Origin of the sequence: Microbacterium sp. MMO-20, assembly GCF_037147735.1 — a bacterium.
Lineage (GTDB): Bacteria > Actinomycetota > Actinomycetes > Actinomycetales > Microbacteriaceae > Microbacterium.
Genome location: NZ_JBBCUU010000006.1, coordinates 15,458 through 33,419 on the forward strand (window position 1 = coordinate 15,458; position 17,962 = coordinate 33,419).

Below are 17,962 nucleotides of genomic sequence, written 5' to 3' on the forward strand. Positions count from 1 at the left end.
CTCCGCCGTCGAAACGCGAGCAGCCCCCATGGATCTCACCGTCATCGTTCCGACCTTCAACGAAGGTCCCAATGTGGCAGAGCTCGTCCGCCGCGTCGGCGCGGCGCTTCACGGCCGCTCGTTCGAGATCCTCTTCGTCGACGATTCGACCGACAACACCCCGGATCTCATTCGGCAGGCGGCGGATGCCGCGGACTTCCCCGTGCGCCTCATCCACCGTGACAACCCGACCGCGGGACTCGGCGGCGCCGTCGTCGACGGCTTCCACGCCGCGGACTCCCGGTGGTGCCTCGTGATGGACGGCGACCTGCAGCACCCGCCGGAGGACATTCCCCGCATGCTCGACCGCGCCGCCGTCGGCGATGTCGACATCGTCGTGGCATCCCGCTACGTCGCCGGCGGCACCGCAGGCGGCCTCGCCAACGCGACCCGCACCGCCGTCTCGCGCGCGTCGACGCTCCTCACCAAGTCGATGTTCCCGCGCAAGCTCCACGGCACGACCGACCCGATGACGGGCTTCTTCCTCGTCGACCGCGACGCGGTCGAGCTCAGCGACCTCCGCCCCCGGGGCTTCAAGATCCTGCTCGAGATCCTCGCGCGCCGGCAGCTGCGCATCGGCGAGGTGCCGTTCGCGTTCGCATCGCGCTATGCGGGCGAGTCGAAGGCCAGCTTCGCGCAGGGCATGCGCTTCCTCACGCAGCTCGCGATGCTCCGCTTCGGCCGCATGTCGGCGTTCGCGCTCGTCGGCGGCGTCGGCGCGATCGCGAACCTCGTCATCATGTGGGGGCTCATCCGCCTCGGCATGGACTACCTGCCTGCCGCGATCATCGCGAGCGAAGTCACGATCATCGGCAACTTCCTGCTGCTCGAGTACCTCGTCTTCGCCGACATGCGCGCCGAGTCCGGGCAGATGTGGGTGCGGTTCATCAAGTCCTTCGCGTTCAACAACGCGGAAGCCATCGTGCGCATCCCGGTCCTGGCCCTCCTCGTCCAGAGCGCGCACATCCCGAGTGTGCTCGCCGCGGCGATCACCCTCGCCGCCGCCTTCGTCGTGCGCTTCGTCTACCACGCCCTGTTCGTCTACGCGCCCAGGAAGCGGGCTCCGCAGATGGTGGCGAAGTCGGCCGTCCCCCAGGCCAGCGGTCGTACCCTGGAATCATGACCTCCGACTCCCCCGCCTCGACGATCACGATGTTCGGCGCCGAATGGTGCCGCGACTGCCGCCGCACCAAGGCGCAGCTCGACGACCTCGGTGTCGAGTACACCTACGTCGACCTCGACGCCGACCCCTCCGCCGCCGAGGTGGCGCGCGAGATCTCGGGCCGCACGAACATCCCCGTCGTCGTCTACCCCGACGCGACGCACCACGTCGAGCCTTCGAACGACGACGTCGCGGCGAAGCTGCGCGAGCTCGCGCTGATCTGATCCGCCGTGCTGCCGCCCGCCCGTTAGGGTGAGCGGCATGGGCAATGACGCACCCCGGCAGGCCGGCGCTCGGCTGCGCCGCCGCACGATCGCGACCTACGCCGCCGGCTCGATCGGCACGGGCGGCTTCGCGACGCTCCCGGGGCTCGTCCTGACGTACTACCTGACCGACAGTCTCGGCGTCGCCGCGCTTCTTGCCGGTGTCATCGTGACCGCCGCGAAAGTGTGGGACGTCGTCATCGATCCCGTCGTCGGCGCGCTCACCGACGACGACCTGCGCCGACACGGATCGCGCCGCCGCCTCATGGTGATCGGCGGCGTCAGCCTGCCGGTGCTGTTCGCCCTCACCTTCGCCGTGCCGCCGGGGCTCGCACCCGCGAGCGGCGCAGCCTGGGTGCTCGTGGCGTTCCTGCTCACCGCCACCGCATTCAGCCTCTTCCAGGTGCCCTACATCGCCCTGCCCGCCGAGCTCACCGACCGCTACGACGAGCGCACGCGGCTGCTCACCTGGCGCGTCGTCGTGCTGACCTTCGCGATCCTGCTGTTCGGCGCGGGCGGACCGCTGCTGCGCAAAGCCACGGGCGACCCGACGACCGGCTACCTCCTCATGGGTGTCGTCGCGGGCGTCACGATCGGTGTCGGCATGCTCGTCTCCGCGTCGGTCGCGCGACACGGGCTCCGGACGCGATCGGCGATGGCCGCCGTCGGCACGAGCACCGCGGAGGAGGCGGAGCTCGTCGCCGATGCCACGGGCGCCGCGCCCGCCCATCGCGTCGGCGCGGACGCCTCGACACCCGGTGGCGGCATCCGCGACAACTTCCGCGCCGCGTTCGACACGCTCCGTCGCAGCCAGCCCTTCCGTGCACTGCTGCTGACGTTCGTCCTGCAGGCCCTCGCGACGGGACTCATGCTCGCGGGGGCGCAGTACCTCGCAACGTGGGTGCTCCGTTCAGAGGATGCCGTGACGCTCCTCTTCGTCGCCCTGATCGCCCCCGCCCTCGTCGCCGCTCCCGCGTGGGGCGCGCTCGCACGCCGGGCGGGAAAGGAGCGTTCGTTCGCTCTCGCCGGCATCCTCTTCGCCGTCGCGGCGCTCTCGACGGTCGCCGCCCTGTGGGCGCCCGGCGGCTGGATCTATGCGTCGGTCGCGGTGGCGGGCATCGCCTACGCGGGCATGCAGTCGCTGCCGATGGCCATGCTGCCCGACGTCATCAGCCACGACGCACGCCAGTACGGGGCGGGGCGCGCGGGCGCGTTCGGCGGCATCTGGACCGCCGGCGAGACGACGGGGTTCGCGCTCGGCGCGACCGTACTCGCAATCGTCCTCGCGGCGACGGGCTACGTCGAGCGCGTCGCGGGGGCGAGCGTCACGCAGCCGGATGCCGCCATCGCCGGCATCGTGCTGAGCTTCAGCGTGCTGCCGGCGGCGCTCGTCGTCGCGAGCCTCGTGCCGCTCGCGCGGTACCGCCTGCGCCGCGATGACATCGAGGAGCAAACTCACTGGGATCGAGTGCCACTTCAGCCGTAGGCTTGCAGCGGGTGTCGGGCGGTCTCCCGAAAGTCCGCCCGGCACCCGCCTCGGCATCCGCCGGGGACCCGGCCCCGGGCACCCATTCGAAGGAGAAGGCTGTGACCACGACGACGGAGCACGCCCCGCTCGACGAGGCGATCACGCAGCTGCAGACCGGGGCACGCGCCTGGAGCCTGCTCACGCTGTCGCAGCGCCGCGCTCTGCTCCTGCGCGTGCGGGCCACGACCGCCGCCGTCGCCGAGGAGTGGGCAGACGCGGCATCCACCTCGAAGGGACTCGCGCCGGGGCACCCGCTCCGCGGCGAGGAGTGGCTGTCGGGGCCGTACGCGGCGCTCGTCGCGATCGACGCCTACGCCGACACCCTCGCGGCTCTCGCGGCCGGCCGTTCGCCGATCGCTGGAGCGAAGATGGACACGGCGCCCGGCGGGCGCACGGTCGTGCACACGTCGCCCCTGACCGCGACCGACCGGCTGCTGCTGTCGGGCTACGAGACCGAGGTGTGGCTCGAACCCGGCGTGACCCCCGCCGACGCACGCGGCGCGGCGGGCCTCGCCCAGCGGCATCCCACCGATTCGGGAGGCGTCGGGCTCGTCCTCGGCGCGGGCAACATCACCTCGATCCCCTACCTCGACGTGCTCTACGAACTGATGGCGTTCAATCGCGTCGTCATCCTCAAGGTGAACCCCACGCAGGACGCGCTCGTGCCCGTCTTCGAACGCGCCCTCGCGCCGCTCATCGAACCCGGATTCCTGCGGATCGTTACGGGCGGCGGCGACGTGGGCGCCTACCTTACGCGGCATCCCGACATCGCGCACGTGCACATCACGGGGTCCGAAGCGACGTTCCGCGCGATCGTGCCGGGACTCTCCGTGCCGATCACGGCGGAGCTCGGCGGGGTCTCGCCGATCATCATCGTTCCGGGCGAATGGTCGCGCGCCGACCTGCGCTACCAGGCCGAGCACGTCGTGACGATGCGCCTGCACAACAGCGGCCACAACTGCATCGCGGGGCAGGTCGTGATCCTCAGCCGCGACTGGCCGCAGCGCGCCGAGTTCCTCGACGAGCTGCGCGCGGCGTACGACCGCGCGCCCGCCCGGCCGGTCTGGTACCCGAACAGTTCGGCGAAGCTGGATGCCGCGCGCGCGGCCTACCCGGCGGCCGACAGCTGCGGTGACGGCACCCGTGTGCTGATCGAGACCTCCGCGAACGGCGCCGAGGCCGACGCCGTCGAGACGACCGAGTACTTCTCGCCGGTGCTCGGCGTGGTCTCGCTGCCGGGCTCGGGACAGGAGTTCCTCGACGGCGCCGTCGCCCACGCGAATGACCGCCTCACCGGCACGCTCGGCGCGAACGTCTTGATCGACCCCGTGACGCAGTCGGCGCTCGGCGCCGGCTTCGAACGGGCGATCGCCGACCTCCACTACGGCACCGTCGCGATCAATGCGTGGACGGCCTTCGGCTTCCTCACCCCGACCGCGACGTGGGGCGCGTACCCCGGCGGGACGCTCGACGACGCCCCGAGCGGCATCGGGATCGTCCACAACGCGTTCCTCCTCGACCGCGTCGAGCGCACGGTGGTGCGCGGCCCGTTCCGCCCGTTCCCTCGGTCGGCGACGTCGGCGGTGCGCGGCTACGGCCTGTCGGTGCTGCCGAAGCCGCCGTGGTTCGTGACGTCGCGCACGGGAGCGGCCGTCTGCGAGGGCTTCACCCGGTTCCGCATCGACGGCAACTGGGCCGCCATGTCGGTCGTGCTCGTGAAGGCCTTCGGCGCATGACGCGCGATCGGCGGGGGCGGCGGGGGCGGGGCGGGCGGCGCGCCGATCTCGAGGCGGACTACATCGTCGTCGGGGCGGGCTCGGCGGGCGCAGCCCTCGCCGCGCGCCTGAGCGAAGACCCCGACGTCTCGGTGCTGCTGCTCGAGGCGGGACCGGCAGACCGTGCGCTCGAGCTGCACGTGCCGGCCGCGTTCTCGAAGCTCTTCCGCGGCGCGTACGACTGGAATTACGACACCGTGCCCCAGCCCGCTCTCGATGGGCGCACGATCTACTGGCCGCGGGGCAAGACGCTCGGTGGCTCGTCGTCGCTCAACGCGATGATGTGGGTGCGTGGATTCGCCGCCGACTACGACGCGTGGGCCGAAGTCGCGGGCGAGGGCTGGGCCTGGAAGGCGCTCGCGCCGTACTTCCTGCGGGTGGAGGACACCGAGGATGCCGCGGACCCCTCGCTCGGGCGCGGCGGTCCGCAGGCGGTGTCGCGCCAGCGCGATCCCCGGCCGCACACGGCGGCATTCCTCGAGGCGGCGCGCGAGCTCGGCCACCCCGTGACCGAGGCGAACCTGCCGACCGGGCAGGGCTTCTCGCAGACGATGGTCTCGCAGCACCGCGGAGGGCGGGCGTCGACCGCCGACGCGTACCTGCGGCCCGCGCTGCGGCGACGGCGCGGGAACCTCCGCGTCGCGACCGACGCCCTCGTGCGACGTGTGACTTTCGCCGCCGCTCCCCCCGCCGAGGGTGCACTCGTTCCCGCCGAGGGTGCACTCGTTCCCGCCGAGGGTGCACTCCCGCGCGCGACGGGCGTCTACGTCGACATCGCCGGAATCACCCGCCACGCTCGCGCACGACGCGAGGTCATCCTCGCCGGCGGCGCGATCAACACCCCGCAGCTGCTCATGCTGAGCGGCATCGGACCGGCCGACCACCTGGCATCCCACGGCATCGACCTGGTCGTCGACGCCCCCGAGGTGGGCGAGAACCTTCAGGATCACCTGGTCGCGGGGCTCGCGCCCGCGGCATCCGACGGCACTCTCTACGGCGCCGAGAAGCCCGCGGAACTCGTCCGCTACCTCACCCAGCGACGCGGCATGCTGACCTCGAACGTCGCCGAGGCATACGGATTCGTGCGCACCCCGGTCGCCGATGAGACCGGCGCCCCCGACGGGCTGCCTGACATCGAGATCATCTTCGCGGCCGCACCCTACGTCGGCGAAGGACTTGTGCCGCTGCCCGCCGAGGGGCTGACCGTCGGGGCGATCCTGCTGCAGCCGCGCAGCCGCGGCACGATCCGGCTGGCGTCGGCCGATCCGGCGGATGCCGCGGTCATCGACCCTGCCTATCTCACCGACTCCGAGGGAGTCGATGCCGCGACGATGCTCGCGGGGCTCGCCGAGTGTGAGCGACTCATCGCGACCTCCGCGCTCGGAGCCGTGACGACCGGCGGATGGGTGCAGCCCGAGGGCGGCGAGACGATGACGCCCGCCGAGCGGGCCGAGGCATCCCTGCGCCGCTACTCGCACACGCTCTACCACCCCGCCGGAACGGCCCGGATGGGTCTTGACGCTGCGTCGGTCGTCGATCCCGAGCTGCGGGTGCGCGGCGTCGCGGGCCTGCGCGTCGCGGATGCCTCGGTCATGCCGACCGTCATCCGCGGCCACACCAACGCCCCCGCGATCGTGATCGGCGAGCGCGCGGCCGACTTCATCCGCGGGGCCTGAGCCGGCCGGCCTCGTCCGCAGGGTCTGAGCGGACCCCGCGCGCGAAAACTCCTCCGATCGGGAGCGTCTGAGCCCTCGGTTGCCCGAGAATCCGGGGCACGCCGAGCGCCGACGGCGCGAATCGGAGGAGTTTTCGTGAACCAACCGCCGAGGGTCAGCGACCGGACCGGGTCAGCGACCGGAGCGGCGCTGGCCCCCGTTCTGACGCACGACCGAGCCGACCATGAGCTTGCCGCCGGCCGCACCGCCCGCGTGCGACGCACGACGGCCCGACGTGCGCGGGTTACCCGAGCCCTGAGCCGCGCCGTGATCGCGCGCCGGTCGCTGCGCGCGCGGCGCGTCGGTGTGCGCGGCCTGCGCCGGCCGACCCGGCCGCTCTGCCGCGGGGCGACCCGAGCGGTCCTTGCGGGGCTGGCCACCGGCAGCGGCCTGACCGCGTCCGCGACCGCCGCCACCCTGGCCCGAACCGCCCTGGCCCGAACCACCCTGGCCCGCACCGCCCTCGCGCGCGGCACGCTTGCGCTGCGCGTTAGCGCCCTGGCTGCGGCCACCACCACGCGGCTGCTCGACCTTGGGCTCGGGCTTGACGTAGGGGGCGACCTCGCCGACGAGCTGGGTCACCTCGGGCGAGGTGGCGCTGACCTTCACGGGCGTGGCCGTGATGGCGGCCTTGCGCAGCAGGTCCTTGACGTCCTTCTCCTGGCCGGGCATGACGACCGTGACGACCGAGCCCTCGGCGCCCGCGCGGGCGGTGCGTCCCGAGCGGTGCAGGTACGCCTTGTGCTCCATGGGCGGGTCGACGTGGATGACGAGCTCCACGTCGTCCACGTGCACGCCGCGCGCGGCGACATCGGTCGCGACGAGCACCTTCGCCGCACCCGAGGCGAAGGCCGCGAGGTTGCGGTCGCGGGCCGGCTGCGACAGGTTGCCGTGCAGGTCGACCGAGGGGATGCCCTGCGCCGTCAGCTGCTGGGCGAGCTTCTTCGCGTGGTGCTTTGTGCGCATGAAGAGGATGCGGCGCGAGGTGCCCGACGCGAGCGTGCGCACGAGTTCCTTCTTCTCGTCGGCGCCGGCGACGTGGAAGACGTGGTGCGTCATCGCGACGACAGGCGAGTGCGCTTCGTCGACCGAGTGCAGCACCTCGTTCTCGAGGAAGCGGTTCACGAGCTTGTCCACGCCGTTGTCGAGCGTCGCGGAGAAGAGCATCCGCTGGCCGCTGGCCGGCGTCGCCGCGAGAATGCGGGTCACCGACGGCAGGAAGCCGAGGTCGGCCATGTGGTCGGCTTCGTCGATGACGGTGATCTCCACGGCATCCAGCTTCACGAAGCCCTGCTTCATGAGGTCCTCGAGGCGGCCGGGGCAGGCGACGACGATGTCGACGCCGTCCTTGAGGGCCGCGACCTGACGGTTCTGGTTGACGCCGCCGAAGATCGTCGTCGTCTTCATGCCGTAGGCGGCTGCCAGGGGTTCGAGCGTCGCGTTGATCTGCGTCGCGAGTTCACGCGTGGGCGCGAGGACGAGCCCGAGGATGCGTCCGGCGCGGCGCGAGCCGCCGGCGAGCGCACCGCCCAGGCGCGCGGCGAGGGGGATCGAGAAGGCAAGGGTCTTGCCCGAGCCCGTCTTGCCGCGGCCGAGCACGTCACGGCCGGCGAGGGTGTCGGGCAGGGTGTCGACCTGGATCGGGAAGGCCTCGGTCTTGCCGTCCTTCGCGAGGACCTCGACGAGGGGGGCGGGCACGCCGAGCGTGCGGAAAGTGATGTCAGACATGGTGATGTTTCTGGGCGCGTGCGCCCGGATCGGTGGCCTCTGCGCGGATGCGCACAGGGTCGCCGTATGGGGAATGTCAGCCGGCATCCGGCGGACCGGGCGGCGAGGGAAGCGCTCTACGACGCAAGCGCGCGGGCGGATGCCGGCGCGTCAAGAGATTCCAGTCTAGCAGGCGCGCCCGGGCACGCCTCGCGTCACGAGGCGAAGCGGTCGGTCGCCGCCCGCAGCGCGCGGGCGATCCCGGGCTCGGTGGCCGAGTGCCCGGCATCCGGCACGACGACGAAGTCGGCCTCTGGCCAGGCCCGGTGCAGATCCCACGCGGTCATGATCGGCGTGCAGACGTCGTAGCGGCCTTGGACGATGACGGCCGGGATGCCGCGGATCGCCCCCACATCCTCGATGAGCTGGCCCTCGCGGAACCATCCGCCGTTCAGGAAGTAGTGGTTCTCGATGCGCGCGAAGGCGAGGGCCTGCGCGGGCTCCGTCATCGAGTCGACGAGCCCGTGATCCGACTCGAGCGTGAGGGTGGATGCCTCCCACGCCGTCCACGCGTGGGCGGCGCTCTGGTGCACGGCCGGGTCGGGGTCGGACAACCGCCGGTGGTAGGCCTCGATCATGCGCGAACGCTCGAGCACGGGGATGGGTTCGAGGTACGACTCCCACAGGTCCGGGAACAGGGCCGATGCGCCGCCCTCGTAAAACCACTCCAGCTCGTGCCGGCGGAGGGTGAAGACGCCGCGCAGCACGATCTCGGTCACGGCGTCGGGGTGGCACTCGGCGTAGGCGAGGGCGAGGGCAGACCCCCATGACCCGCCGAAGACCTGCCAGCGGTCGATGCCGAGATTCTTGCGGAGGAGTTCCATGTCGGCGACGAGGTGCCATGTCGTGTTGTAGCGGGGATCGGCATCGGGCTCGCTCATGTGCGGCGTCGACTTGCCGCAGCCGCGCTGGTCGAAGAGCACGATGCGATAGATCTCGGGGTCGAAGAAGCGCCGCTGCCAGGGTGACGTACCGCCGCCCGGCCCACCGTGCAGGAACACCACGGGCTTGCCGTCGGGGTTGCCCGACTGCTCCCAGTACACGCGCTGGCCGTCGCCGACGAGGAGGTAACCCGTCTCGTAGGGCTCGATGGCCGGGTACAGGATCTCGTCGAGGTGATCTCCGGCCGGGGTCACAGGTCGCCCCCCGAGACGCCGAAGGTGTTGCACGCCTGCGGGCCGCCCTGGTAACCCGTCATGAACCAGCGCTGACGCTGCTCGCTCGACCCGTGGGTCCAGCTCTCGGGGTTCACGACGCCCGACGACTGCTGCTGGATGTGGTCGTCGCCGACCGCCGCCGCGGCGGCGAGCGCGTCGTCGATCTGCGCGTCGGTGGGCGTCTGGATGTAGGCGACGCCGTGCGCGTCGGTCTGCTGCGCGGCATCCGCGACCCAGGCCCCCGCGAAGCAGTCGGCCTGCAGTTCGGTGCGCACGCCGTTGCTGTCGGGACCGGTGCCGTTGTTCGGGTACTGGTCGAAGATGCCGGTGATCTGCTGGATGTGGTGACCGTACTCGTGGGCGAGCACGTAGAGCTGCGCGAGGTCGCCCGCCTTGTCGCCGAACTGCTGCTCGAGAACGTCGAAGAAGGTCGGGTCGATGTAGACGGTCTCCTCCGGCGGGCAGTAGAAGGGACCGGTCGCGTTCGATGCCGTGCCGCACGATGTCGGCGTCGACCCGTCGACGATGATGAGCTGCGGCTGCCGGTACCCCTGCACCTGAGTCGCCCAGTAGGAATTGATGACCTTCGAACCCGCCGCGAGGCGGCAGTCGACGCTCGCGTTGGCGTCGGCACCCGTCTCGCAGTTCTGAATCTCGGACTCGGTGCCGGGCCCCGCCTGCAGCCCACCACCCCCGCCCAGAAGACTGGAGAAGTCGCCGCCGGTGAAGATCTGGAGCAGGATCACGGCGATCGCTCCGAGGCCGCCGACACCTCCCGCGATCACTCCGCCACCGGGGCCGCGCCGCTTCGCGCCGCTCCCGCTCACATCGGCGTTGCTGTTGAACGTCATGGCCTCACCGTACCGCCTGACATCGCGCAGCCGTCGGCTCGACGCCCGTAAGCTCAGGGCATGGATGCCACGACAGTCACCGTCACCGGCGCGGGCGGCCAGATCGGCTACGCGCTCCTCTTCCGCATCGCCTCCGGAGCGATGCTGGGCGAAGATCGCCCCGTGCGTCTGCGGCTGCTGGAGATCCCGCAGGGGCTGAAGGCCGCCGAGGGTGCGGCGCTCGAACTGCAGGACTGCGCCTTCCCGCTGCTGCACGGCGTCGAGATCACCGATGACCCGCGCGTCGGATTCGACGGCGCGAACATCGCGATGCTCGTCGGCGCGCGGCCGCGGACGGCGGGCATGGAACGTGCCGATCTCCTCGCGGCGAACGCGGGCATCTTCGGCCCGCAGGGCGCCGCGCTGAACGACGTCGCCGCGGACGACGTTCGGATCGTCGTCGTGGGCAACCCCGCGAACACGAACGCGCTCATCGCGGCGGCATCCGCCCCCGACATCCCCGGCGAGCGCTTCGGCGCCCTCACCCGGCTCGACCACGACCGCGCGCGCGCTCAGCTGGCGGCGGCGACGGATGCCGCGGTTTCCGACATCCGCGGGGTCACGATCTGGGGCAACCACTCCGCGACGCAGTTCCCCGACGTCGACCACGCGACGATCGCCGGACGCCCCGCGCGCGCCGTGCTCGCCGAGCGCTTCGGCGACCCGACTGCGGCGACCGCGTGGCTCGACGACGAGTTCGTGCCGCGGGTCGCGAAGCGCGGGGCGGAGATCATCGCCGTGCGCGGATCGTCGTCGGCGGCCTCCGCCGCGAACGCCGCCATCTCCCACATCCGCGACAGCGTGCTCGGCACGGGAGACGCGTCCGACTCGTGGACATCGGCGGCCGTCCTCTCGCACGGCGAGTACGGAGTCGCCGAGGGTCTGTACTCGTCGTTCCCCGTCACGAGCGACGGCTCGGGCTACCGCATCGTCGAAGGCCTCGAGGTCGACGACCGCGCCCGCGCCCGCATCGACGCATCGGTCGCCGAACTCGTCGCCGAGCGCGACGCCGTCCGTGGGCTCGGTCTGATCTGAGCGCCATGGACCTGCTCCTCGTCATCCTCGTCGCGGTGGTCGCCGCCGCGGTCGTGATGGCGCTGGGGCAGCGACTCGGCGTGGCCGGCCCCCTCCTGCTCGTCGCGTTGGGGCTCGTCGTGGGGCTGCTGCCCTTCGTGCAGGTGCCCGAGATCGACCCCGACCTCATCCTCGTGGGGGTGCTCCCGCCGCTCCTCTACGCCGCCGCGGTGCGGCTGCCGGCGATCGAGTTCCGGCGCGACTTCACGCCGATCGCGGGGCTCGCCGTCGTCCTCGTGGTCATCACGGCGCTTCTTCTCGGCTGGTTCTTCTCCCTCGTGCTCCCGGGCGTCGGCTTCGCGCTGGGCGTGGCGCTCGGGGCGATCCTGAGCCCCACGGATGCCGTGGCGACGGGCATCGCGAAGCGCCTCGGGATCTCTCCGCGCGTCACGACGATGCTCGAGGGTGAGAGCCTCCTGAACGACGCGACGGCCCTCGTGCTCCTGCGCACCGCGCTCCTCGCCGTGGCCGCCGGGTCGTTCTCCTTCGGCTCCGCCGTCGGAAGCTTCGCGTGGGGAGTGCTCCTCGCACTCGTGATCGGCGCCGTGCTCGGCCTGCTCGCCGTGCGCCTGCGTTCGTGGGTGCAGAACTCCGCGGCATCCACGGCCATCGGCTTCACGGTGCCCTTCCTCGCCTACCTGCCCACGGAGCACCTCGGCGGCTCGGGTCTCGTCGCCGCAGTCGTCGCGGGCATCGTGGCGGGGCAGGGCGGTCAGCGCTGGTTCACCCCGGAGCAGCGTCTGTCGGACGAGGTCAACTGGCGCACGGTCGAGCTCGTGCTCGAGGGCGGCATCTTCCTCATCATGGGGCTCGAGCTCGACCAGATCGTACGGGCCGTGACGGCGCGGCACGAGGGCATCGCGCTGCCGACGGCCGCCGCCCTCGTCGCTCTCGCGATCGTCCTTGTCGTCCGCGCCGGGTACGTCGCGTTCATCCTCTGGATCGGTCGCACGCGCGTGCGCCGCACCGACCGCGCACGGCTGGAGAGCATGGACGCGCGCATGGAGGCCATCGCCGAGAACGGCTGGCCGCGCCGCGGCCCCGACGACGCGGACCTGCCCCGCTCCATGCCCGCGGGGCGTCTGGGTCAGCGGCGCGCGAACTCGCCTGCGCGCGCCGAACGCCGCCTCACGTCGATGCGCCACCGGATCTCACGATCGCTCGCCGATCTGGACTACTACCAGTCGACACCGCTCGGCTGGAAGCACGGCACCGTGATCGTGTGGGCCGGCATGAGAGGCGTCGTCACGCTCGCCGCCGCGCAGACGATCCCGCGCACCATCGACACGCGCCCGGAGCTCGTCTACATCGCTTTCGTCGTCGCCCTCGTGAGCCTGCTGCTGCAGGGTTTCAGCCTGCCGTGGCTCGTGCGGCGTCTGCAGCTGACCGACCCCGGATCGGGACCCGAGGCCGACGACAGCCATGCCCTCGATGCGGAGCTGCGCGACGCCGCGACAGCCGCGCTCACCTCGGGCGACCTGCGCCGCCGCGACGGCTCGGAGTTCGACGCCGCGATCGTCGACCGAGCAGGCTCCCTCTACACCGCTCCCCCCGACGAGAAGTGGACGAGCTCCGCTCGGGAGGTCCTCGAACTGAGACTCGCGCTGATCGAGGCGATGCGGACGCGACTCAACCGCGTCGCTTCGGGCGGACGCTACGCCACGGCGACGCTGCGTCACACGATGTCGCAGCTCGACGCCGATCAGCTGAGCATCGAGCTGCGGCTGCGCGAGGACGAGTAGAGGACGGAGCGCATGGGCGCGGACACGGAACGCTAGACGCTGGGTGCTGAGCGCGCAGCGCTAGGTCAGAATGGATGACATGACCTCCGACGTCCCCGCCTCCGGCGAGCGCGCCCCCGCCGACTACGCCGAGTCGATCGCCCTGCCCGCCGTGACCGCCGCCGTCCCCCTCATCGTCTCGGGGACCGAATGGTGGGCGGCACGGCCCGCGGGGTCACGCCTCGTGGGGCTCGTCGTCGCGCGCGACGATCTTCCGTCGGTGATCGCGCAGCGCGATGCGCTCGCGGAGTTCGGGGTGCCGATCGAAGGCTTCCGCCACCCCGCCCCCGAGACCGGCGAGAGCTGGTCGGAGCGTCTCACGCGGCTCTTCGGTCGGCTCGTCGAAGGCGACGTCGTGGTCGTCGCCGACAAGCACGCCCTCGGACGCACCGTCCCGGAGGAGACGCACGCCATCGGCGAGCTGCGACGCCGCGGCATCATCGTGAAGGTCCTCGGCCACACCCGCGCCTGACCCCGATTCCGCCTTCCTTGTGCGCCGGCCGGCCGGCCGTGTGGTGGGCGGCCGGTGGCAGAAGCGCCCGGCGGCCGGTGGCAGAAGCGCCCGGCGGCGCGGCGGGTGGGTTACAACTCAGGCAGAACCCGCGCCACGCGGCACTCACGCCGTCCACCCGGCGATTCTGCCTGAGTTGTGCGCCGCCGGCGTCTCGCACCCGCGTCGACGGCACCCGCACGGACGCGGCAACCGCCGTCAGTCGACGGCGACGTACGCGGCGAGATGCTGCGCCGTCAGAGTTGCGCCGCTCGCGACGAGGTCGGCGGGCGTGCCCTCGAAGACGACCGTGCCGCCATCGCGACCCGCGCCCGGTCCGACGTCGATGATCCAGTCGGCGTGCGCCATGACCGCCTGGTGGTGCTCGATCGCGATGACCGAGTTGCCGGCATCCACCAGCGCGTCCAGAAGAGCGAGGAGACCCGCGACGTCGGCGAGATGCAGGCCCGTCGTGGGTTCGTCGAGGATGTAGATGGCACCCTTCTTGGCCATCGAGATGGCGAGTTTGAGGCGCTGCCGCTCGCCGCCGGAGAGGGTGCCGAGGGCCTGGCCGAGCGTGATGTAGCCGAGGCCGACATCGCTCATGCGGGCGAGCGTGGCGGCGGCCGTGCCCTTCAGCCCGGCATCCGCGCAGAAGGCGATCGCCTCTTCGACCGACATCGCGAGCACGTCGGCGATCGTGCGACCCTCGACCGTGTACTCGAGGACGGCGTCGCTGAAGCCCGATCCTTCGCACAGCTCGCACCGAGTCTCGACGCTCTGCGTGAACCCCAGATTCGTGATGATGACGCCGAGGCCCTTGCACGCGGGGCAGGCACCCTCGGAGTTCGCGCTGAAGAGAGCCGGCTTCACCCCGTTCTGCTTGGCGAACAGCTTGCGGATCTCATCGAGCACACCCGTGTACGTCACCGGGCTCGACCGCCGGGAACCCTTGATCGGCGTCTGATCGACCACGACGACCTCGTCGCGACCCGCGAGGCTGCCATGGATGAGCGACGACTTGCCCGATCCCGCCACACCCGTGACAACGGTCAGGATGCCGAGGGGCACGTCGACGTCGACATCCCTGAGATTGTGCAGGCTCGCGCCGCGGATCTCGAGCGCGCCGCGGTGGGCGCGCGTGCTCGGTTTGAGCGCTGCACGGTGATCGACGTGCCGCCCCGTCACGGTGTCGGACGCGCGCAGGCCCGCGACATCCCCCTGGTACGTGATGAGTCCGCCGTGGCGCCCCGCGCCCGGGCCGAGGTCGATCACGTGGTCGGCGATCTCGATGACCTCGGGCTTGTGCTCGACGACGAGCACTGTGTTGCCCTTGTCGCGCAGGAGAAGAAGCAGCTCGTTCATGCGCTGGATGTCGTGCGGGTGCAGCCCGGTCGTCGGCTCATCGAAGACGTACGTCATGTCGGTCAGGGCGGAGCCGAGGTGACGGATCATCTTCGTGCGCTGGGCTTCTCCCCCGGAAAGGGTGCCGCTCGCGCGGTCGAGCGAGAGGTAGCCGAGCCCGATGTCGACGAACGAGTCGAGCGTCTGCTGGAGCGTCTGCAGGAGCGGACCGACGCGCGCGTCGTCGATCGACCGCACCCAGGCGGCGAGATCCGTGATCTGCATGGCCGCGGCATCCGCGATGCTCGCTCCGGCGATCTTCGACGAGCGTGCACCCTCATTGAGGCGCGTGCCGTCGCATGCCGGGCACGGCATGAACTTCACCGCGCGGTCCACGAACGCCCGCACATGCGGTTGCAGGCTGTCGCGGTCCTTCTGCAGCATCGATCTGGTGACCTTCGGGACGAGACCCTCGTAGGTCATGTTGATGCCCGCGATCTTCACCTTCGTCGTCTCTTTGTAGAGCAGATCGTGCAGCTCCTGCGCGGAGTAGTCGACGATGGGCTTATCGCCGTCGACGAAGCCCGAGTCGGCGAATCCCTTCACCATCCAGCCGTCCGGCGTGTAGCCAGGTACCTTGATCGCCCCCGCACGCAGCGACAGCGAGCGATCGAGCAGCTCGTCGAGGTCGATGTCGCTGACCTGTCCGAGGCCTTCGCACTCGGGGCACATCCCTCCTGTGATCTCGAAGGAGCGCCGTTCCTTCTTGCCCTTGTCCTTGCCGGTCGCGATCGTGATCGCGCCGGCACCGCTGACGGAAGGGACGTTGAACGAGAACGCCTGCGGCGAGCCGACGTGCGGCTGCCCGATGCGGCTGAACAGCAACCGCAGCATCGCGTGCACGTCGGTCGCGGTGCCGACCGTCGAGCGGGCGTTGGCGCCCATCCGCTCCTGATCGACGACGATCGCCGGGCTGATGTTTTCGAGCCGGTCGATGTCGGGACGGCTCAGCTGCCCCATGAACTGCTGGATGAAGGTCGGATAGGTCTCGTTGATGAGCCGCTGCGACTCGTTCGCGATCGTTCCGAAGACGAGGCTCGACTTGCCCGACCCGCTCACCCCGGTGAAGACGGTGAGACGGCGTTTGGGGATCTCGACATCGATGCCGCGGAGGTTGTTCTCTCGCGCTCCTACGACGCGGATGACGTCATGTGCGTCGGCGACGGGGACAGGGGCGGGAGTTCCGGGTGCGGATGCCATGGGGACAGTCTGCCCGCCGCGGGCGACACCGTGTGCGATCGGACGCGATGCGAACGCGCCGTGCGTCTACGCTGACCTGATGTCCCCTTTCACCGTCGTCATCCCGTGGCGCCCCGCGCCGACGCGTGAGCCTGCCTACGCGTTCGTCACCGACTGGTACGCCCGCCACGTGCCCGAGGCCACCGTGCGCGCGATCGACACCGCGGACGACGTGTTCGTCCTCTCCGCGTGCCGCAACGAAGCGGTGCGTTCGGTCCCGCCCGGCGAGGTCGTCGTGATCAACGATGCCGACACGTTCCCCGAGGTGAACGTGCTGCGCGCCGCAGTCGAAGCCGCCCGCACGAGCGGCCGCGTGCATCTGCCGTACACCGAGTATCACTGGCTCGGGGCGGAGGGCACCGCGCAGCTGCAGTCGGGATCGGCTCCCGAAGACTGCGACTTCGAGCTCGTGAAAGGCGCCTGCTCCGGAGTGTATGTGACGACTCCCCGCACCTGGGCTGCCCACGGCGGGCAGGACGAGCGCTTTCGCGGATGGGGATTCGAGGATGCCGCGTGGTACCTCGCGCACAGCACGCTGTTCGGTGCGCCGCCGGTGCGCCACGAGGGCAGCGTGTACGCGCTGCATCACCGGGCCGAGGTGCGCGCCGGCGAGCGCTATGAGGCGAATGCCGCCCTGATGGAGCGCGACCGCGCTGCCTCGGGCGATCCGGCGGCGATGGCGCAGCTCGTCGGCGTGGACCGGCGTGCCGGTGCTGGGACTCGTCACCGACGAGTACACCGCCGTCAAGCAGCGCGGCGCGCTCGCGCACTGGGCTCAGGATGCCGTGGTGCCGATCGTCGCGGCGGATTCGGAAGGGATCACCCGGCTGCAGCAGCTGTGGTCGGGGCGACACGCGATCGCCGGCGCCGCCGCGCAGAGATACCCGGCACACCGCGCCGACGCGACGGCGTGGTGGGACGAGGTGGTGGCGGCCTTCGCGCCGCGCAGCATCTGAACGCGGGACCGCGGGAACGCGGGGCCGCCGTCACGCCGCGCGATGGCACCCGACGAGGTGGTCATCGACCATGCCCGCCGACTGCATGAGCGCGTACATCGTGGTCGATCCGACGAAGCGGAACCCGCGCTTCTTGAGCGCCTTCGAGAGCGCATCGGATGCCGCGGTCGTCGCCGGCACGTCGGCGAAACGCACCGGCCGCTCACCGGTGGGACGCGGACTCGGCGCGAACGACCACATCAGGGCATCGAGCTCGCCCGGCGCCATCGCCTCGACGAGGCGGGCGTTGCCCATCGTCGCGAGGATCTTGGCGCGGTTGCGGATGATGCCGGCATCCGCCATCAGACGCTCGACATCGGCCTCGTCGAAGCGCGCCACCGCATCGGGCTCGAACCCGGCGAACACCTCGCGGAAGCGCGGACGCTTGCGCAGGATCGTGATCCAGCTGAGTCCCGCCTGGAACCCTTCGAGCGACATCTTCTCGAAGAGAGCCCGATCACCGTGGAGGGGGCGCCCCCACTCCTCGTCGTGGTAGCGGCGGTACTCGGCATCGTCGCCGACCCACGCGCAGCGGGCGAGGCCGTCGGGTCCGGTGCGCAGGTCGTCCATCCCGCCAGGCTATCGGCGCGAGGGCCTCACGAACTCCGCAGAATGCCACGAACTCCGCAGCCGATCGCGGCATCCGATGCGGAGTTCGTGACTGACTGCGGAGTTCGTGCGCG

General features: G+C 71.2%; 14 protein-coding genes. 9 read left to right on the forward strand and 5 right to left on the reverse strand.

Features of this window, described 5'->3' with window-relative positions; genetic code table 11:
* Positions 1-28 precede the first annotated feature (28 nt).
* The 5 genes from WFI52_RS09305 (at position 29) to WFI52_RS09325 (ending at position 6,443) form a co-directional block, all read left to right on the forward strand.
* On the forward strand, positions 29-1,162 hold the full coding sequence (locus WFI52_RS09305) for a glycosyltransferase family 2 protein (protein WP_336627161.1): 1,134 nt from the start codon (positions 29-31) through the stop codon (positions 1,160-1,162).
* On the forward strand, positions 1,159-1,425 hold the full coding sequence (locus tag WFI52_RS09310; protein WP_336627160.1) for a glutaredoxin family protein: 267 nt from the start codon (positions 1,159-1,161) through the stop codon (positions 1,423-1,425). Before WFI52_RS09305 ends, WFI52_RS09310 begins: the two co-directional genes overlap by 4 nt.
* 37 nt (positions 1,426-1,462) lie before the next feature.
* A complete protein-coding gene (locus tag WFI52_RS09315) occupies positions 1,463-2,950 on the forward strand; it encodes an MFS transporter (protein ID WP_336627159.1) in 1,488 nt (495 codons plus the stop codon).
* A gap of 101 nt (positions 2,951-3,051) precedes the next feature.
* Positions 3,052-4,728 (forward strand): aldehyde dehydrogenase family protein, encoded by a 1,677-nt coding sequence (locus WFI52_RS09320; RefSeq protein WP_336627158.1) that lies wholly within the window; start codon positions 3,052-3,054, stop codon positions 4,726-4,728.
* On the forward strand, positions 4,725-6,443 hold the full coding sequence (locus WFI52_RS09325) for a GMC family oxidoreductase (protein WP_336627157.1): 1,719 nt from the start codon (positions 4,725-4,727) through the stop codon (positions 6,441-6,443). Before WFI52_RS09320 ends, WFI52_RS09325 begins: the two co-directional genes overlap by 4 nt.
* Positions 6,444-6,614: 171 nt before the next feature.
* Here WFI52_RS09325 and WFI52_RS09330 read toward each other — a convergent pair whose 3' ends face one another.
* From WFI52_RS09330 to ypfJ, 3 genes are all read right to left on the reverse strand, one after another.
* A complete protein-coding gene (locus tag WFI52_RS09330) occupies positions 6,615-8,210 on the reverse strand; it encodes a DEAD/DEAH box helicase (protein ID WP_336627156.1) in 1,596 nt (531 codons plus the stop codon).
* A gap of 194 nt (positions 8,211-8,404) precedes the next feature.
* Positions 8,405-9,385 carry a prolyl aminopeptidase gene (pip, locus tag WFI52_RS09335; protein WP_336627155.1) on the reverse strand — a complete coding sequence of 327 codons (981 nt, stop codon included), beginning with the start codon at positions 9,383-9,385 and terminating at the stop codon, positions 8,405-8,407.
* Positions 9,382-10,257, reverse strand: coding sequence for a KPN_02809 family neutral zinc metallopeptidase (gene ypfJ, locus WFI52_RS09340; protein ID WP_336627154.1), 876 nt, complete (start codon positions 10,255-10,257; stop codon positions 9,382-9,384). The genes pip and ypfJ overlap by 4 nt, the downstream gene beginning before the upstream one ends.
* Positions 10,258-10,317: 60 nt before the next feature.
* On the opposite strand from ypfJ, the gene WFI52_RS09345 reads away from it, so the two are divergent.
* The 3 genes from WFI52_RS09345 (at position 10,318) to WFI52_RS09355 (ending at position 13,623) form a co-directional block, all read left to right on the forward strand.
* A complete protein-coding gene (locus WFI52_RS09345) occupies positions 10,318-11,331 on the forward strand; it encodes a malate dehydrogenase (RefSeq protein WP_336627153.1) in 1,014 nt (337 codons plus the stop codon).
* A 5-nt stretch (positions 11,332-11,336) separates the two neighbouring features.
* A complete protein-coding gene (locus WFI52_RS09350; RefSeq protein ID WP_336627152.1) occupies positions 11,337-13,112 on the forward strand; it encodes a cation:proton antiporter in 1,776 nt (591 codons plus the stop codon).
* 79 nt (positions 13,113-13,191) lie between these two features.
* The gene (locus WFI52_RS09355) at positions 13,192-13,623 is read left to right on the forward strand and encodes a dehydrogenase (RefSeq protein WP_442927734.1); all 432 of its coding nucleotides are present in this window, start codon (positions 13,192-13,194) and stop codon (positions 13,621-13,623) included.
* Positions 13,624-13,860: 237 nt separating this feature from the next.
* On the opposite strand, the gene WFI52_RS09360 is transcribed toward WFI52_RS09355, so the two are convergent.
* Entirely contained in the window at positions 13,861-16,245 is a 2,385-nt protein-coding gene (locus tag WFI52_RS09360) for an excinuclease ABC subunit UvrA (protein WP_336627150.1), read from the reverse strand.
* A gap of 79 nt (positions 16,246-16,324) precedes the next feature.
* Between WFI52_RS09360 and WFI52_RS09365 the strand changes: the two genes are divergently transcribed.
* Positions 16,325-17,329: a hypothetical protein gene (locus WFI52_RS09365; RefSeq protein ID WP_336627149.1), complete on the forward strand. Its 1,005-nt coding sequence runs from the start codon at positions 16,325-16,327 to the stop codon at positions 17,327-17,329.
* Here WFI52_RS09365 and WFI52_RS09370 read toward each other — a convergent pair.
* A complete protein-coding gene (locus tag WFI52_RS09370; RefSeq protein ID WP_336627148.1) occupies positions 17,271-17,849 on the reverse strand; it encodes a DNA-3-methyladenine glycosylase I in 579 nt (192 codons plus the stop codon). The genes WFI52_RS09365 and WFI52_RS09370 overlap by 59 nt on opposite strands.
* Positions 17,850-17,962: the final 113 nt, after the last annotated feature.

Excerpts from the sequence above, each read along its gene's own strand:
- WFI52_RS09305 (WP_336627161.1), top strand. The coding sequence starts at position 29 with ATGGATCTCACCGTCATCGTTCCGACCTTCAACGAAGGTCCCAATGTG.
- WFI52_RS09325 (WP_336627157.1), top strand. The coding sequence starts at position 4,725 with ATGACGCGCGATCGGCGGGGGCGGCGGGGGCGGGGCGGGCGGCGCGCC.
- ypfJ (WP_336627154.1), bottom strand. The coding sequence starts at position 10,257 with ATGACGTTCAACAGCAACGCCGATGTGAGCGGGAGCGGCGCGAAGCGG.
- WFI52_RS09330 (WP_336627156.1), bottom strand. The coding sequence starts at position 8,210 with ATGTCTGACATCACTTTCCGCACGCTCGGCGTGCCCGCCCCCCTCGTC.
- WFI52_RS09355 (WP_442927734.1), top strand. The coding sequence starts at position 13,192 with ATGACCTCCGACGTCCCCGCCTCCGGCGAGCGCGCCCCCGCCGACTAC.
- WFI52_RS09365 (WP_336627149.1), top strand. The coding sequence starts at position 16,325 with ATGTCCCCTTTCACCGTCGTCATCCCGTGGCGCCCCGCGCCGACGCGT.
- WFI52_RS09360 (WP_336627150.1), bottom strand. The coding sequence starts at position 16,245 with ATGGCATCCGCACCCGGAACTCCCGCCCCTGTCCCCGTCGCCGACGCA.
- WFI52_RS09350 (WP_336627152.1), top strand. The coding sequence starts at position 11,337 with ATGGACCTGCTCCTCGTCATCCTCGTCGCGGTGGTCGCCGCCGCGGTC.
- WFI52_RS09310 (WP_336627160.1), top strand. The coding sequence starts at position 1,159 with ATGACCTCCGACTCCCCCGCCTCGACGATCACGATGTTCGGCGCCGAA.
- WFI52_RS09345 (WP_336627153.1), top strand. The coding sequence starts at position 10,318 with ATGGATGCCACGACAGTCACCGTCACCGGCGCGGGCGGCCAGATCGGC.
- WFI52_RS09315 (WP_336627159.1), top strand. The coding sequence starts at position 1,463 with ATGGGCAATGACGCACCCCGGCAGGCCGGCGCTCGGCTGCGCCGCCGC.
- WFI52_RS09370 (WP_336627148.1), bottom strand. The coding sequence starts at position 17,849 with ATGGACGACCTGCGCACCGGACCCGACGGCCTCGCCCGCTGCGCGTGG.